The following is a 16,230-nucleotide window of genomic DNA, read 5'->3' as shown; positions in this document are numbered from 1 at the left end:
GCCGGGCTCGTGCTTAGACTGGCGGGATGCCCGACAGGGCCGAGAGGGAAGGCCAGCATGAGCCTGTTGCAGACCATCACGGGGCCTCGTGACCTCGACCGCCTGACGAATGAACAGATGGTCGAACTGGCCGCGGACATCCGTCGGTTCCTCGTGACGGAGGTGTCCAAGACCGGGGGCCACCTCGGCCCGAACCTGGGCGTCGTCGAGCTGACCCTGGCGATGCACCGGGTCTTCCACTCCCCACACGACGCCTTCGTCTTCGACACGGGTCACCAGTCGTACGTGCACAAGTTGCTCACCGGTCGCCAGGACTTCTCGGGTCTGCGCCTGAGAGGCGGCCTCGCCGGCTACCCGCAGCGGTCCGAGTCCGAGCACGACATCGTCGAGAGCTCCCATGCCTCGAGTTCGCTCTCGTGGGCAGACGGGATCTCGCGAGCCTTCCAACTCACCGGCCGAGACGACCGTCACGTGGTCGCCGTCGTGGGGGACGGTGCGCTCACCGGCGGCATGACCTGGGAGGCCCTGAACAACATCAGTGACGACAACGACCGTCGCCTCACCATCGTCGTCAACGACAACGGCCGGTCGTACGCCCCGACCATCGGGGGAATGGCCCGCTTCCTCAACACGGTCCGTACCCGCCAGGCCTACCGCGAGCTCCACGTCGGCAGCCGGGCGATGTTCGACCGACTCGGACATCCTGGTCGCGCCGTCTACCGCGGTGTCCGAGGTGGACTGCACGGTTTCCTGAGCCGATTCACCAACAACGAGGCGCTCTACTCGAACCTGGACATCAAGTACATCGGGCCGGTCGACGGGCACGATCAGGTCGCCATGGAAGAAGCCCTCCTCCAGGCGAAGAACTACGGCGCCCCCGTCATCGTGCACGCGATCACCGAGAAGGGCCGAGGCTTCGATCCGGCTCGCGCCGACGTCGCCGACCAGTTCCACGCCGTCGGACAGATCGACCCCGAGACGGGGGAGCCCCTCGAGGCGGCCACCTCGCCGTCATGGACGTCCGTGTTCGCAGACGAGATCGTCGACATCGCCGAGCACGACGAGAAGGTCGTCGGCATCACGGCGGCGATGCTGCGACCCGTGGGACTGCACAAGCTCGCCGAACGGTTCCCGAAGCGGGTCTTCGACGTCGGCATCGCCGAGCAACACGCCGTGACGAGCGCTGCCGGTCTGGCGTTCGGCGGTCTGCATCCGGTCGTCGCTCTGTACGCGACCTTCGTGAACCGTGCCTTCGACCAGGTGCTGATGGACGTGGCCCTGCACCGCGCAGGCGTCACCTTCGTCCTCGATCGCGCCGGTGTCACCGGCCCGGACGGTCCGAGCCACCACGGAATGTGGGATCTCGCGCTGCTGCAGATCGTGCCGCACATCCGTCTTGCCGCACCGCGTGACGCGACGCGCCTCCGAGAAGAACTGCGGGAGGCCGTCGCCGTCGACGACGCCCCGACCGTCATCCGTTTCTCGAAAGGTGCCGTCGGCATCGAGCACGAGGCCGTCGAACGCCTCGAGGACGGCGTCGAGGTGCTGCGTCGCGCCGAGCGCGACGACGTCCTCATCGTCTGTGTCGGCCCCATGGCCGGGATCGGGCTCGAGGTCGCCGAGCGTCTCGAGGCTCAAGGCATCGGCGCGACGGTCGTCGACCCGCGGTGGGTCGTTCCGGTGCCCGGCAGCATCATCGAGCTGGCCGCGGCGCACCGCCTCGTCATCACGATCGAGGACGGCGTCCGGGTGGGCGGGATCGGCACCCGTGTCCGGCAGGACCTCCGGGGCGCGGGCGTCGACACGGCGGTGACCGAACTCGGCCTTCCCGACGAGTTCCTCGAGCACGGGTCCCGGGCCCAGATCCTCGAAGAGGCCGGCCTCACCCCGCAGCACATTGCCCGCGACGTGGTCGGCCAGGTGCTGGGAAGCCGCATCCCCGTGGCGAGGCCTCTGGACGACATCACCACCGCGTCGAGGCACGAGGATGCGCGCCGCGAGTGACGCCGGCCGCGGAGGCACAGTCGGGTGCTGACCTCGAAGGCCCCGTCTCGACCTGAGACGGGGCCTTCGAGGTGGCGTGGACTACTCGACGCCGCGGATGGCCGGCTCGTGGAAATCGCGTCCCCGGACGCGTCGCGAGGCACCGACCCGGTCGAGGTACGGAGTGACCCCGCCCATCTGGAACGGGTAGCCGGCCCCGAGGATCAAGCAGAGATCGATGTCCTCGGCAGCGGCCACGACGTCGTCGTCGAGCATGCGCCCGACCTCGTCGGCCAGACCGTCCTCGATGCGGATGCGCAGCTCGTCGTCGGTGAGGGCCGTACCCGGTCCGGCGGCGAGGGCCACCGCCTTTTTGTCGAAACCCTTGCGACGGCCTTTGGAATCGCGCTCGAATATGGTGCCGTGCTCGGCCAGACGGTGCAGGCCCTCGCTGGCGTGGAACCGCTCCGGAAAGGCGGCATGGTGGGTGTCGAGAACGTGCGCACCGACGGTCAGCCCCACGAGTTCGAGCAGTTCGAACGGCGTCATGGGCAGACCGAACGGGGCGGTCGCACGATCGACTACCTCGAAGGGAGTCCCCGTCTCGACAGCGTGCATGGCCTCGCCCAGCAACTTGGCCAAGAGGCGGTTGACGACGAAACCGGGGGTATCGGCCGTGATGACGGCGTTCTTCCGAAGGGCCTTCGCCGTCACCATGGCCGTGCTCAGGGTCGCGTCGTCCGTCGCCGGCGTCCTGACGACCTCGACGAGAGGCATCACGGCCACGGGATTGAAGAAGTGGAATCCGACCAGCCGTTCAGGATGCGCGAGTCGGGCCCCGATCTGCTCGACGCTGAGCGACGAGGTGTTCGTCGCCAACACCGTGGTGTCCGAGACGACGGCCTCGACGTTCGCGAACACGTCTTGCTTGACGGCCAGCTCCTCGAAGACGGCCTCGATGACCCAGTCGGCGTCCGCGAAGTCCGCGAGGTCGGTCGTGCCGGTGATGAGCGCCTTGAGCCGGTTCGACTCGTCATGCGAGATCCGGCCCTTGCCCGCGAGATCGTCGATCTCGCCTCTGATGCGGCCGACGGCCGTGTCGACCCGGGCCTGGTCGAGGTCGGTGATGACGACCGGAACGCGCAGACGGCGTACGAAGAGCAGCGCGAATTGGCTCGCCATGAGGCCGGCTCCGACGATGCCGACCTTTCCGACCTTGCGGGCGAGGTCGGGCGAGGGCGCACCGGCCGGCTTCTTCGCCCGCTTCTGGACGAGGTCGAAGGCGTACATGCTCGCGTGGAACTGGTCGCCCGCCACGAGGTCCGCCAGAGCTTCGTCCTCTGCCGCGAACCCCGTCGCGCGGTCGCTGTTCTTCGCGGCCTTGAGCAGATCGAGGGCAGCGTAGGGCGATTTCGCGACGGTCCCGATCTTCGACTCGAGCGACTTGCGCGCCATCGAGATCGCGACGTCCCACTTGACCGCCCGCTCGAGCTTCCCCGGGACGTTGGGTCGCTTGACGGCGACTCGACCGGTCAGCACGCCGTCTGCCCAACGGATGCTGTCCTCGAGGAAGGAAGCGGGGCCGAACATGACGTCGACGATCCCGAGTTCGAGCGCCTGAGCCGGCTTGAGGGTGCGGTTGTTCTTCAACGGGTTCTCGATGACGACCTTGAGCGCGTTCTCGATGCCGATCAGGTTCGGGAGCAACCACGCACCACCCCAGCCGGGGATGATGCCGAGGAAGACCTCGGGCAAGGCGATCGCCGCGGCCGACGAGTCGATCGTCCGGTAGTCGGCGTGCAGACCGATCTCCACGCCGCCGCCGAGCGCGAGCCCGTTGACGAAGACGAAGGTCGGCACGCCGGCGTCGTGCAGTTTGCCGAGCACGGCGTGGCCGAGTCGCGCCAGTTCACGGGCGACGTCGCGGCTGGGGATCGCGCTGACCTTGCTGAGGTCGGCTCCGGCCGCGAGGAAGTACGGCTTTCCGGTGACGGCGATGGCCGCGATCTCACCCGAGGAGGCGCGGGCACGGACGGCATCGAGGGTCGCTCCGAACTCGTGGAGCGTCGCCGGCCCCAACGTGCTCGGCCGGGTGTGGTCGCGCCCGTTGTCCAGCGTGATCAGGGCGAGCACGCCGCCGGAGGGCAGCGGCACGTCGCGGACGTAGGAGTGCGTGACGATCTCGTCGGCCGAGAGCTCGGTCAGTTGTTCGGTCGCCGTGCTCATGCGCGAGCCGCCTTTCGCGAATAGTGGGGATTCTCCCAGATGACGCTGCCGCCCTGGCCGAGACCGATGCACATGGCCGTCAACCCGTACCGCACCTCGGGGTGCTGCTCGAACTGGCGGGCCAGTTGGATCATCAGCCGGACTCCCGAGGACGCGAGTGGATGACCCACGGCGATGGCGCCTCCCCACGGGTTCACACGAGGATCGTCGTCGTCGATGCCGAAATGGTCGAGCAGCGACAACACCTGCACGGCGAACGCCTCGTTCAACTCGAAGAGGCCGATGTCGTCGATCGAGAGACCGGCCTTGCGGAGGGCCTTCTCGGTGGACGGCACGGGCCCGATGCCCATGATCTCGGGCTCGACTCCCGCGTAGGCGAAGCTGATAAGGCGCATCTTGGGAGCGAGGCCGAGTTCTTTCGCGGCCGCCCCGGACGCCATCAGGCTGACCGTCGCCCCGTCGTTGAGGCCGGACGAGTTGCCTGCGGTGACGCGGCCGTGCGGCCGGAAGGGCGTGCGAAGACCGGCCAGCCCCTCCAAGGTCGTCTCGGGTCGGGGTGCCTCGTCACGGGTGGCGAGCCCCCACCCCTCGGCGGTCTTGATCGCGACGGGGATCAGGTCGGGCTGGATCTGGCCGGCTTCGTAGGCGGCCGCGAGCTTCTGCTGCGACCGCATGGCGTAACGATCGGAGCGCTCTTTGGTCAACTGCGGGAACCGGTCGTGGATGCGCTCGGCGGTGTTGCCCATGTTGAGGGCTTCGCCGCTGACGAGCTTCTCGGCGACGAACCGGGGGTTCGGGTCGGCGTTGAACCCCATCGGGTGGCGTCCCATGTGCTCGACCCCACCGGCGAGGGCGACGTCGTAGGCGCCGAAGGCGATGCCGCCGGCGACGGTCGTGACGCTGGTCATGGCACCGGCGCACATGCGGTCGATGGCGTAGCCGGGCACGGACCGGGGCAGGCCGGCGAGCAGCGCTGTCGTGCGTCCCAGGGTGAGCCCCTGGTCGCCCTGCTGCGTCGTCGCCGCGACGGCGACGTCGTCGATGCGCTCTGGCGGCAGGGACGGATTGCGTTCGAGCAATCCCTTCATCGCCTTGACGACCAGGTCGTCGGCGCGGGTCTGCCAGTACATGCCTTTGTCGCCGGCCCGCCCGAACGGGGTGCGTACCCCGTCGACGAACACGACATCGTTGCTCTCGGCCACAGTGCCTCCAGTGTCAGGATCTGTTCCTGATCTTAGGGACGCCGCCAGGAGCCCGAGAATCGTTCGAGCAATCCTACGAAGCGCCGTCGCCCGGCGCCTCGGGCTCTTGGTGAGCGTCGACAAAGGCGACGGCGACGGCGTCGGCGACGGCGTCGACCTGCCAGGCCCGGGCGCCGAGGTCGACCATCGCGGCTGCGATGGTCGACGTGTCGAAAGGGATCGGCGGGTCCCAGGCCAACCGACGCAGGGTCTCGGGGGTGAGCAGGTTCTCGACCGGCAGATCGAGCCCGGCGGCGATCTCGGCCACCTTCGGTCGCACGGCCTTGTACCGCGCATCGGCCATCGGGTTCTTGTCCGCCCACGAACGCGGCGGCGGCAGGGTGTCGCTCGCGGGCCCGCGATGCGAGGGCAGGTCGGTCGTCTCGCGGCCGCGTTCGATCGCCGCGAACCACCGGTCGAGTTCGCTGCGACTGGCACGACCCACGAATTCCTTGATGCCGGCGAGCGACCGTTTGTCGGTGGGCATCGCCTTCGTGGCGGCGACGAGCGAGGAATCCGGGACGAGACGGCCCGGAGCCGTGTCGATCTCGCGGGCGTAGTCGTCGCGTGCCTGCCAGAGCTCGCGGGCAACGGCCAGCGACCGTGATCCGCGGACGCTGTGCAGCCCGGTCAGCCGCCGCCACGGGTCGACCTTCGCGGGCTTGGCCTCACGACGCAGGGTCGCCTCGAACTCCTGACGCGCGATCTCGAGCTTGCCCGCGTCCGCGAGCACCGCCTCCATGGCGTCGCGCAGGTCGACCAGCAGCTCGACATCGAGAGCGGCGTAGACCAGCCAGCTCTGCGGCAAGGGTCTCGTCGACCAGTCGGCAGCGCTGTGCTCCTTGGCGAGGTGGACGCCCAGCAGCTGCTCGACGACGGCTCCGAGCCCCACCTTCGGGAGACCGGCGAGACGCGCGCCCAGTTCGGTGTCGAAGATGCGGCTCGGGTCGAGGCCCACCTCGCGCAGGCACGCGAGGTCCTGGCTGGCGGCGTGGAGAACCCACTCCTCGTCGCCGATCACCTCTTGAAGTTCGGCGAAGGAACCGATGGCGGGCGGGTCGAGCAGGAACACCCCTGAACCTCGCCGGAACACCTGGATGAGGTAGGCCCGCTGCGAGTAGCGATAACCGGAGGCACGTTCGGCGTCGATCGAGACCGGCCCGGTCCCGGCACGGATCGCCTCGACGGCGGCCAGATAGCCCGGGCGGTCGTCGATCACCGTGACCTCGTCGTGCACCGAATCGGCGGTCTCGGCGACGGGTCGCACGGTGACCCGGGGTCCCGTGTCGCGGGGGCCTGAGCCGTCGGGTGCTGCCTCGTCTGGTCTCGCTGTGGTCATGTCTCCGCTGTTCTTTCCGGGGGCGCTGTTCTGTTCCGGTGGTTCAGTCTCGTCCGACCCGTCGCGACGCGAGGAGCGTGACGCCCTCGACGGTCGGGGGCAGGCCGGCGAGCGTGCAGACCAATTCGCTCCACGCCTCGATGTGCGGGGCCAGGTCGGTGGTGGTGGGGCTCCAGGACGCCCGGAGTTCGAGCTGGGCCCCGTCGCCGTGGCTGGCCAGCTCACCGTATCCGGTCGAGAGGATCTTCGTGGCGGTGCCCGACGCCTGGGCGTACGAGGCTCCGCGGGCGTCGAGGCTGTCGACGAGCCAGGACCACGCGACGTCGGCCACGAACGGATCGAGCGCGATCTCGGTCTCGAGCGGGGCCTGCGCGAAGCTGACGACCCGGAACGGACCACCCCAGGCCTCGGGTTCGTCGTCGTCGTAGAGAAGCACGAAGCGGCCCGTGCCGAGATCGGGGTCGGGCCGGCCGGACGAGCCGACGACGTCCCCTGCGAGGGCCAGGGCATGGGGGGCGAGGCCGCTGGGCGCGGGGATCTCGGTCACGGCGAGGGAGTCCCGGGCGGCGGCGCGGTGGACGGACTCGACGGCCGCGGCGAACGCGGGCGGACGGGGCGGCGTCGGGGGGATCTCGGACACGTTGGAAGACTAGGGTCGATCCCGAGGGCAGCCCCCACGGCACGCCGCGCCCGGCTCAGCGGATACACAGGTCGCCCTCACCCCCACCTCTGACCGCCCGAGGAGGCGCCGTGACCCGCCCCGCATCCACCCGACGAGGCGGCGTCGGTCCGCTCGCGGTCGTCTCGATCTCGGTCGGGGGCACCGTGCTCGTGTGCACCGCAGCCATCGTCTCTGGAATCGTGGCGATCGCCCGCAAGATCGTGACGCCCGCTCGGGGCCGACGTGACGACGTGCGGATCGAGTCCTACGACGCCCCCGCGGGGACGATCACCCTGAGCTCGACACCGGACACACGCCTTCCCGGCCGCTACAGCTTCTGGTTCGGGCGGGGCACGGGCCACGCCAGGGTCGGTGGCGTCGTCCGTGATGACGGTCGGCACGTCGAGCGCCGGGTCGAGGCCGTCGAAGGCGCCGATCTGACCAAGGCCCACCGCGGCCGCATCGGCGGGTGGCTGTTCCCCACCCCGGGCGACGCCGGGCTGGTGGCGGACGAGGTCGTGGTCCCCACGGACGTCGGTCCGGCACCGGCATGGCTCGTCCCCGCCGACGCCGGGCTCGTCGGGCCGTGGATGATCGGCGTGCACGGGCGGGGTGTCACCCGGGCCGAGACGATCCGGGCGGCCCCCGTCTTCCACCGCGAGGGCCTCACCTCGCTGCTGGTGTCGTACCGCAACGACGGCGAGGCACCCCGTTCTTCGGACGGCCGCTACGCCCTGGGCGACTCCGAGTGGCGAGACGTCGAGTCGGCGATCCGGTACGCCCTGGACCACGGGGCGACGTCGGTCGTGTTGATGGGGTGGTCCATGGGCGGCGCGCTCGTGTTGCAGGCCGCTACCCGTTCCGCCCTGCGCGGGGCCGTCTCGGGCCTCGTGCTCGAATCGCCCGTCGTCGACTGGCGGACGACACTCGCGTACCAGGGGGCGGCCATGCGGGTGCCGACGGTGGTCCAGGGCCTGGTGTTGCGCCTCCTGGGTTCACCCCGGCTCTGCCGCGTGGCCGGCATCGCCGAGCGCATCGACTTCGACCGGCTCGACCTCGTCTCGCGAGCGGGTGACCTCGACGTGCCGGTGCTGTTGCTGCACAGCGACGACGACGGTTTCGTACCGTCGACGGCGTCGCATGCGTTGGCCGAGGCGCGGCCCGACCTCGTCACCTTCGAGGTGTTCGACGTCGCACGGCACACCAAACTCTGGAACCTCGACCCCGAGCGGTTCGAGGATGCCGTCGCCGACTGGCTCGACCGTCAGCGGCTCGCGGGACCGCCCTCGACCGACCAGCGCGCGTAGAGCGTGCTCTGCTCGTCGACGAGCAGCTGGCCGAGCACGAGCGACGCCGGGTCGAAGCGCTCCCGACCGAAGACGGGCAGCCCGCTGCCGATGACGACCGGCGAGGTCGACAGGCAGAGTTCGTCCACGAGACCGTCGCGCAAGAACTGACCGGCGAGCGAGGGGCCGCCCTCGCAGACGAGAGAACGGAGGCGCTGCTCTCGGAGGCAGCGCAGGATCGCGGCGGGTCCCAGCCGTCCGTCGTCGTCGGGCGCCGTCAACACGGTGGCGACCGCCCAGATCGCCTCGCCGAGGGTCTCGCGGACGCGTGTCCGGGCGGAGGCGGGGCAGACCACGACCACCCGTTCGGCCTCGTCGGGGTCCATGCGATGGCCCGAGAGGTCGCCCGAGGACGTGACGACGACGAGGCGCGAGGACTTCGGCACCCGGTAGCCCTCGGCCCGCACGCTGGCCGCACCGACGAGGACGCCGTCGGCGAGCGAGCGGATGGCCGCGAGGATCGTGCGGTCGGTGGCGTTGCTCAGCGACTCGGAGGTGCCGTCGGAACCCGCGGCGTCTCCACTCACCGCGGCGATCAGGTTGAGTCGCAGCCAGGTCTCGCGGGGTGGGGCGTACAGCTCGCGGATGCGGGCGGTCGTCGAGTCCTCGTCGATGTCGAGCTCCAGCCCGACGTCGCCCGGTCGCTCGAGGGCATGCAGCACCCGGAGCGTCACGCGCCGGCGGTCCGCTCGCGGATCTGACGCTTCGCCCGACCGAGCAGGGCGGTCATTCCCCGGATGCGCAGCGGGCTCACGGCCTCGGAGAGACCGATCGTCTGCGGGTAGTCGTCGGGGACGTCGTCGAGCACCTGGTCGACCGTGAGGCCCTCGAGACCCTGGGCGAGGATCGACGCGAAACCGCGGGTCGTCGGCGCCTCGCGCGGTGCCGTGGCATGCAGGTGCACGCGACCGTCGGTCACCTCGACGAAGAGGAACACGGGGGACTGGCACTCGACCACCCGTTCGAGCAGGTCGGGATGGTCCGCGTAGCGGGCCGGCAGCTCGGGCAGTTCGTTCGAGAACTCGAGCAGCAACTGCAGACGGTTTCGCACGTCGAGGGCGAGGAACTCCTCGCGGATCTCGACGAGGGCCTCGGGCAGGTCGGCGTCGGTCACCGGGCCGGCACCTCGCCCGGTTCGGTGCCCTGGACGATCGGCACCCGGACGGCACTGCCCCACTCGGTCCACGACCCGTCGTAGTTGCGAACGTCCTCGAATCCCATGAGGTGGGTCAGGACGAACCAGGTGTGGCTCGACCGTTCGCCGATGCGGCAGTAGGCGACGACCTGGTCGCCGTCGGACAGACCGGCGCCGTCCCGGTAGATCGCGTCGAGCTCGGCCAGCGGTCGGAAGGTGCCGTCGTCGGCCGCGGCCTTGCCCCACGGCACGTTCTGCGCGCTCGGGATGTGACCGGCGCGCAGGGCTCCCTCGTCGGGGTAGGCCGGAGCCGTGGTGCGCTGTCCTGAGAACTCCTCGGGCGAACGCACGTCGATCAACGGCTTTCCGAGGTGGGCCAGCACGTCGTCCTTGTACGCGCGGATGACGCTGTCGTCGCGCTCGACGACGGGGTAGTCGGTGGCCGGGACCGCGGGGGCGTCGGTCGTGTAGTCGCGCCCCTCGGCCTCCCACTTGGCACGACCTCCGTCGAGGAGGCGGACGTCCTCGTGCCCGAAGAGCGAGAACACCCAGAGCGCGTAGGCGGCCCACCAGTTGTTCTTGTCGCCGTAGATGACGACGGTGCTGTCGCGCGAGATCCCGCTGCGACCCATCAGCGCGGCGAAGCCCTCGCCGTCGACGTAGTCGCGCTGCACCGGGTCGTTGAGGTCGAGGTGCCAGTCGATCTTGACGGCGCCGGCGATGTGGCCGGTCTCGTACAGCAGGACGTCCTCGTCGGACTCGACGACGACGAGCCCGGGGGTGCCGAGGTGCTGCTGCAACCACTCGGTGCTGACGAGACGCTCGGGGTGGGCGTACTCGCCGAAGCGGGCGGACGTGTCGTGCTCGACGGCCATGGTGTCTCCTTGTGCGGGTGTCGGGGTGGAGCCGACGTCGGGCGACGGGTGGTGCCCGGCGGCGTAGGATCGCCTCTGGTCGGCCCCGTCGAGGTTACGCATGCCGCGTGACCGTCGCCCGGGAACCGTACGACTCTGACACAGATCCCCGCCCACCCCACCGCGAGGCCGCGCCCATGCCCCCCGAATCCGTCAGCACCCTCGTGTCCCTGACCGACCGCACCCCGACCATCACGGGGGCCGAGATCGTGACGCAACTCGTGCCTCCTCGTCAGTTCGCCGAGGCCTCGCTCGAGAACTACCGGCCCGATCCGGACTTCGCCTCGCAGGCCGAGGCCGTCGCCGCCGTGACCGAATTCGGAGGCGCGGGTGCCGACGCGCCGCGGAGGGGCCTGTTCCGCAAGAAGCCGGCCGCCCCGGCCGTGCGGCCGGGCCTCTATCTCGACGGCGGCTTCGGTGTGGGCAAGACCCACCTGCTCGCCGCCCTCTGGAACAGGACGCCCGGTCGCCGCTACTTCGGCACGTTCATCGAGTACACCGCTTTGGTCGGCGCGGTGGGTTACGCCGGTGCGGCATCGCAGCTCAAGGGCGCCACCCTCGTCTGCATCGACGAGTTCGAGCTCGACGACCCGGGCGACACGATGATGATGACCCGACTGCTCGGCGACCTGGCCGACGACGGCACCCGCATCGCCGCCACCTCGAACACACCGCCCAACGCCCTCGGCGAGGGCCGGTTCGCCGCGGCCGACTTCCTCCGCGAGATCCAGGGGCTGAGCGACAAGTTCCTCACGCTGCGCATCGACGGCAACGACTACCGCCGACGTGAGGTCGAGGCGCGGGCGCACGTCGCCGACGACGTCGACGGTGCCACGCGAGCCCTCGGCGGCACCGTGTCGCTCGACGACTTCGATGGGGTCGTCCGCCACCTCGCCACGGTCCACCCCAGCAAGTACGTCAAGCTCGTCGACGATCTCGACGCCGTGGGACTGCGTGACGTCCACGTGCTGACCAGCCAGGTCGACGCACTGCGCCTCGTGGCGTTCGTGGACCGCCTCTACGACGCTCAGATCCGGGTCGTCGCCTCGGGTACGCCCCTCGACCAGGTCTTCTCGGACGAGATGCTCGCCGGCGGCTACCGCAAGAAGTACCTGCGCGCCGTCTCGCGCCTGGTGGCCCTCACCTCGCTCTGACCACCTCCACGCCTCGCCGGGGGTGATCCGGTAACACGTTGTTTACCTGCGCCCGAATCGTGTTACATCGGGGAAACAATCCCGCACACGCCCGGAAACCTCACCCCGCGACACTGGGGGCCGCACCGGACGAGAGCGATCGTCACCACAGCCCGCCAACCCGCGCGGTCGACCTCGACGTCGGTGCCTCCCTGGCTCAGAAACTCGAGAGGTGACCCACCCATGGACCAAGGCAACACCGCCTTCATGTTGATCTGTGCGGCACTCGTGCTGCTCATGACCCCCGGCCTGGCCTTCTTCTACGGCGGCCTCGTCAAGGCCAAGAGCGTCATCAGCATGATGATGCTGAGTTTCGGGGCCATGGGCCTCATCGGCGTGCTGTGGGTGCTCTTCGGCTACGCGATCGCCTTCGGCAATCCGACCTCGATCCCCGGTGGCAGCGAGAGCTTCGTGGGCATCCAGGGCTGGTTCGGCCTCGACGTCGCGAACCTCGGCCTCGGCGCCGCCTTCGAGGACAGCCTGAACCCGACCGGTGACTACCCGACGATCGCCTTCGCCGCGTTCCAGGCCACCTTCGCCATCATCACGGTCGCGCTCATCTCGGGTGCCATCGCCGACCGTGCCAAGTTCGGCGCATGGATGATCTTCGCCGGCGTCTGGGCCACGGTCGTCTACTTCCCGGTCGCCAGCTGGGTCTTCAACTTCACGAGCGACGCCGACGGCAACACGGTCGGTGGCTGGATCGCCGCCATGGGCGTCATCGACTTCGCCGGCGGGACGGCCGTCCACATCAACGCGGGTGCCGCTGCCCTGGCCCTGGCTCTCGTCCTCGGCAAGCGCGTCGGGTTCGCGAAGGGTGCCGACAAGCCGCACAACCCGCCCTTCGTCCTGCTGGGCGCCGGACTGCTGTGGTTCGGGTGGTTCGGCTTCAACGCCGGCTCCGAACTCGCGGCCGACGGCGTCGCCGCCCTGGCGTTCCTCAACACCATCGCCGCCCCCGCCGCCGCCGTGCTCGGCTGGCTCGTCGTCGAGAAGGTGAAGGACGGCAAGGCCACCTCGGTCGGCGCCGCCTCGGGTGCCGTCGCGGGCCTGGTCGCGATCACCCCGGCCTGTGCCGCCCTCACCCCGGGCTGGGCCGTCGTCCTCGGCGTCCTCGCGGGTGCCGTCTGCGCCCTCGCGATCGACCTCAAGTTCACGCTCGGCTTCGACGACTCGCTCGACGTCGTGGGCATCCACCTCGTCGGCGGCTTGATCGGCACGCTGTACCTCGGCATCTTCGCCAACGAGACCGGCCTGATCTTCTCGGGTTCCTTCACGCAGCTCGGTGTGCAGGCGCTCTCGGCCGTCGCGGTGCTGCTCTACTCGTTCGTCCTGGCCTTCGTCATCGGCACCGTGATCGAGAAGACCATCGGATTCCGCGTCAAGAACGAGGACGAGGTGGCCGGCATCGACCTCGCCCTGCACGGCGAAGAGGGCTACGTCCTCGAGAACTCGCGCGCCTGACCCACTCCGCGCGACGAACGGCCCCGGTCCTCGGACCGGGGCCGTTCGTCGCGCGGGCGGGGGCGTCGGCAGAGCGCAGGAGGCGCGGTGCGCGACCTCCTCGCACCGCGCCTCCTGCGGTGGGTCGCGTCGCCCGACCCGGCCACGCCCTCGCCTACCCGCTCTCAGACCACCGAGAACCACACCGTGGTCTCGCCCGGCACCTCGGTGACCCCGCCGAGCGTGTCGTCCAGCGGCTCGCTGGACGCCAGGACGCGCGCGCCGGTCGGCAGGTCGACCGGACCACCACCGAAGTTCGTCAGCGAGTGCCAGCCGTCGTGACGGGCGAAGTGCACGACGTCGTCCGGGGCGCCGTCCGCCCAGCGGAGTGTCTCGCCGCGCTGCAGCTCGCGGCGGAGGGCGAGGGCGCGGCGGTAGATCGACAGGGTCGACTCGTCCTCGTCGTCCTGCACCGAGACGGCGAGGTCCTCGAACCATTCGGGCTGCGGCAGGTGCGGGGCGTGGTCGCCGAAGCCCAGGGCAGGCTCGGTGGTGTCCCAAGGCAGGGGCACGCGGCTGCCGTCGCGGCCCTTCCGTCGGTGGCCGGTGCGGGTCCAGACGGGGTCCTGCACGTCGTCGGGCTGCAGGTCGGCCACCTCGAACAGGCCGAGTTCCTCGCCCTGGTAGACGTAGGCCGAGCCCGGGAGGGCGAGCATGAGCAACGTCGCGGCACGGGCCCGACGCAGGCCCGCGTCGGGGTTCAGGGTCGGCCGACGGCCGTCGCTCAGGACGAAGGCGTCGAGGTCCTGCCCCTTCGGCAGGCCGTAGCGCGTGGCGTGACGGACGACGTCGTGGTTCGAGAGCACCCAGGTGCTCGTCGCGCCGCTGACGGCAGCCTGCTCGAGGGTGGCAGCGATGATCGTCCGGAACTGGTCGGCGTCGAAGTCGGCCCGGGTCAGCGCGAAGTTGAAGGCCTGGCCGAGCTCGGTGGGGCGGGCGTAGAGCGGCACGCGTTCGGGCTGCACCCAGGCCTCGGCGACCGCGGTACGGGGTGGGTCGTACTCGTCGAAGACCCGGCGCCAGCCCTCGAAGATGGTGTGGACCTCGTCGCGGTCGTAGAGCGGGTCGCTGCCGTCCACCGGCAGCACGTGGCGCTCGGCGGCGTCGCGCAGGGGCTCGGTCAGGTCCTTCGCGAGCCCGTGCGCGACATCGACCCGGAAACCGTCGACGCCTCGGTCCGACCAGAACCGCAGGGTGGTCTCGAAGTCGGCGCGCACCTCGGGGTTGCTCCAGTCGAGGTCGGGTTGCTCGGGTGCGAAGAGATGCAGGTACCACTGCTCGGGGGTTCCGTCCGGACGGTGCAGACGGGTCCAGGCGCCCCCTCCGAAGTTCGACACCCAGGTCGACGGGGGAGTGTCTCCACCGTCGCCGAGGCCGTCCCGGAAGACGTAGCGGGCACGGACGGCGCTCCCGGGCTCGGACGCCACCGCGTCGCGGAACCACTCGTGCTCGCTCGAGGTGTGGTTCGGGACGATGTCGACGACGACCTTGATCCCGGCCGCGTGCAGGGCGGTGACCATCTCGTCGAAATCGTCGAGGGTGCCCAGTCGCGGGTCGACGTCGCGGTAGTCGGCGACGTCGTAGCCGCCGTCGGCGAGGGGCGACGGGTAGAACGGGCTCAGCCAGACGGCGTCGACCCCGAGTCGCCGGAGGTACGGAACGCGCGAGGTCACGCCGGGCAGGTCGCCGATGCCGTCGGCGTTCGCGTCGGCGAAGCTGCGCGGATAGACCTGGTAGACGACCGCCTGGCGCCACCAGTCCGCGTCGGGGACGGTCGTCGGGTGGATCGTGGATTCACGGGAGGCGGGGGAGTCGGTCATGGGGCGAGGATGCCACGTCTCGGGCGCCGGCGGCGTCGAGAGCTCGGACGGCCCCGCCGGGCCGAAGCCTCTGCCCGGGAACGACGGAAGGCCCTGCGGATGCAGGGCCTTCAGGAGAGCGTCGTGGGCGATACCGGGCTCGAACCGATGACCTCTTCCGTGTGAAGGAAGCGCGCTACCAACTGCGCCAATCGCCCGTGTGGGACTCGACGATGCTAGTGCATGGCGGGGCTCTGACGCCATTCGGCCGATCGTCGAGGCCCCCGTCATGGCCTGGCCCGTGAGCGCTCAAGACACGAACTTCCCTCGATTTGGTTTCTGCCCCGGGGTGTGGGTATTGTTCTTTTGCACGCAGAAATGCAAAGCGAAATGCGGATGTGGCGCAGCGGTAGCGCATCACCTTGCCAAGGTGAGGGTCGCGAGTTCGAATCTCGTCATCCGCTCGAGTGTAATGCTCACCAGAGGGTGGTCCACCGACTGGTGGCCTCTCTCTGGGGGGCTACTCGTATGGTGGAGTGGCCGAGAGGCGAGGCACCGGCCTGCAAAGCCGTTCACGCGGGTTCAAATCCCGTCTCCACCTCCATTCGATCATGACCTAGGTCTAGAGTCGATGTTGCAATTGAATAGTCGGTCTGACGTGATAGATGTCGGACCGTAGAGACATGAGCGATTGGCGCAGCGGTAGCGCGCTTCCCTGACACGGAAGAGGTCGCTGGTTCGATCCCAGTATCGCTCACATACAGAAAGCCCCGGCCTCGGCCGGGGCTTTCGTCATGTCCGGGCCGAGCCCGTGGGTCCTGCCGAGATGTCACGACATGCCGCTCGCCTCGATACGTGAGTGGCAGGTCGCGACACCTCGCGGCCTTGCC

General features: G+C 69.8%; 12 protein-coding genes and 4 tRNA genes. 7 read left to right on the top strand and 9 right to left on the bottom strand.

The window, feature by feature from the left end:
• Nucleotides 1–57: 57 nt before the first annotated feature.
• Entirely contained in the window at nucleotides 58–2,004 is a 1,947-nt protein-coding gene (gene dxs / locus EDF50_RS02600) for a 1-deoxy-D-xylulose-5-phosphate synthase (protein WP_123517884.1), read from the top strand.
• Between the two features lie 81 nt (nucleotides 2,005–2,085).
• On the opposite strand, the gene EDF50_RS02595 is transcribed toward dxs, so the two are convergent.
• The 4 genes from EDF50_RS02595 to EDF50_RS02580 all read right to left on the bottom strand — a co-directional run bounded on the left by EDF50_RS02595 (nucleotide 2,086) and on the right by EDF50_RS02580 (nucleotide 7,420).
• Nucleotides 2,086–4,209 carry a 3-hydroxyacyl-CoA dehydrogenase NAD-binding domain-containing protein gene (locus EDF50_RS02595; protein ID WP_123517882.1) on the bottom strand — a complete coding sequence of 708 codons (2,124 nt, stop codon included), beginning with the start codon at nucleotides 4,207–4,209 and terminating at the stop codon, nucleotides 2,086–2,088.
• A complete protein-coding gene (locus tag EDF50_RS02590) occupies nucleotides 4,206–5,411 on the bottom strand; it encodes a thiolase family protein (protein WP_123517880.1) in 1,206 nt (401 codons plus the stop codon). The genes EDF50_RS02595 and EDF50_RS02590 overlap by 4 nt, the downstream gene beginning before the upstream one ends.
• 73 nt (nucleotides 5,412–5,484) lie before the next feature.
• Nucleotides 5,485–6,789, bottom strand: coding sequence for an HRDC domain-containing protein (locus EDF50_RS02585; RefSeq protein ID WP_123517878.1), 1,305 nt, complete (start codon nucleotides 6,787–6,789; stop codon nucleotides 5,485–5,487).
• A gap of 43 nt (nucleotides 6,790–6,832) precedes the next feature.
• Nucleotides 6,833–7,420 (bottom strand): DUF3000 domain-containing protein, encoded by a 588-nt coding sequence (locus EDF50_RS02580; RefSeq protein ID WP_123518403.1) that lies wholly within the window; start codon nucleotides 7,418–7,420, stop codon nucleotides 6,833–6,835.
• Nucleotides 7,421–7,539: 119 nt separating this feature from the next.
• Here EDF50_RS02580 and EDF50_RS02575 point away from each other — a divergent pair, with 119 nt between their 5' ends.
• Nucleotides 7,540–8,757, top strand: coding sequence for a S9 family peptidase (locus EDF50_RS02575; protein WP_233570272.1), 1,218 nt, complete (start codon nucleotides 7,540–7,542; stop codon nucleotides 8,755–8,757).
• On the opposite strand, the gene EDF50_RS02570 is transcribed toward EDF50_RS02575, so the two are convergent.
• The 3 genes from EDF50_RS02570 to EDF50_RS02560 are packed head-to-tail and all read right to left on the bottom strand — an operon-like array spanning nucleotide 8,715 to nucleotide 10,806.
• Nucleotides 8,715–9,470 (bottom strand): dihydrofolate reductase family protein, encoded by a 756-nt coding sequence (locus tag EDF50_RS02570; RefSeq protein ID WP_123517877.1) that lies wholly within the window; start codon nucleotides 9,468–9,470, stop codon nucleotides 8,715–8,717. The genes EDF50_RS02575 and EDF50_RS02570 overlap by 43 nt on opposite strands.
• Nucleotides 9,467–9,910: a SufE family protein gene (locus EDF50_RS02565; protein WP_123517875.1), complete on the bottom strand. Its 444-nt coding sequence runs from the start codon at nucleotides 9,908–9,910 to the stop codon at nucleotides 9,467–9,469. Before EDF50_RS02565 ends, EDF50_RS02570 begins: the two co-directional genes overlap by 4 nt.
• On the bottom strand, nucleotides 9,907–10,806 hold the full coding sequence (locus tag EDF50_RS02560) for a sulfurtransferase (RefSeq protein ID WP_123518401.1): 900 nt from the start codon (nucleotides 10,804–10,806) through the stop codon (nucleotides 9,907–9,909). The genes EDF50_RS02565 and EDF50_RS02560 overlap by 4 nt, the downstream gene beginning before the upstream one ends.
• A gap of 176 nt (nucleotides 10,807–10,982) precedes the next feature.
• Here EDF50_RS02560 and zapE point away from each other — a divergent pair, with 176 nt between their 5' ends.
• Complete coding sequence (gene zapE / locus EDF50_RS02555) at nucleotides 10,983–11,999, top strand: cell division protein ZapE (protein ID WP_123517874.1); 1,017 nt, start codon at nucleotides 10,983–10,985, stop codon at nucleotides 11,997–11,999.
• 222 nt (nucleotides 12,000–12,221) lie between these two features.
• A complete protein-coding gene (locus tag EDF50_RS02550; protein WP_123517872.1) occupies nucleotides 12,222–13,502 on the top strand; it encodes an ammonium transporter in 1,281 nt (426 codons plus the stop codon).
• Nucleotides 13,503–13,666: 164 nt separating this feature from the next.
• On the opposite strand, the gene EDF50_RS02545 is transcribed toward EDF50_RS02550, so the two are convergent.
• Together EDF50_RS02545 and EDF50_RS02540 are read right to left on the bottom strand one after the other, a co-directional pair.
• Nucleotides 13,667–15,361 carry a glycoside hydrolase family 13 protein gene (locus EDF50_RS02545; RefSeq protein WP_123517870.1) on the bottom strand — a complete coding sequence of 565 codons (1,695 nt, stop codon included), beginning with the start codon at nucleotides 15,359–15,361 and terminating at the stop codon, nucleotides 13,667–13,669.
• Between the two features lie 124 nt (nucleotides 15,362–15,485).
• Nucleotides 15,486–15,558: transfer RNA gene (locus tag EDF50_RS02540), tRNA-Val, on the bottom strand.
• A gap of 174 nt (nucleotides 15,559–15,732) precedes the next feature.
• On the opposite strand from EDF50_RS02540, the gene EDF50_RS02535 reads away from it, so the two are divergent.
• The 3 genes from EDF50_RS02535 (at nucleotide 15,733) to EDF50_RS02525 (ending at nucleotide 16,097) form a co-directional block, all read left to right on the top strand.
• Nucleotides 15,733–15,804: transfer RNA gene (locus EDF50_RS02535), tRNA-Gly, on the top strand.
• A 66-nt stretch (nucleotides 15,805–15,870) separates the two neighbouring features.
• A tRNA-Cys gene (locus EDF50_RS02530) sits at nucleotides 15,871–15,944 on the top strand.
• Between the two features lie 81 nt (nucleotides 15,945–16,025).
• Nucleotides 16,026–16,097, top strand: a tRNA-Val gene (locus EDF50_RS02525).
• Nucleotides 16,098–16,230 lie beyond the last annotated feature (133 nt).

The organism is Frigoribacterium sp. PhB24 (genome assembly GCF_003755185.1).
Lineage (GTDB): Bacteria > Actinomycetota > Actinomycetes > Actinomycetales > Microbacteriaceae > Frigoribacterium.
Note: the sequence above shows the minus strand (reverse complement) of the source record. Positions and strands in the feature narration are given on the sequence as shown.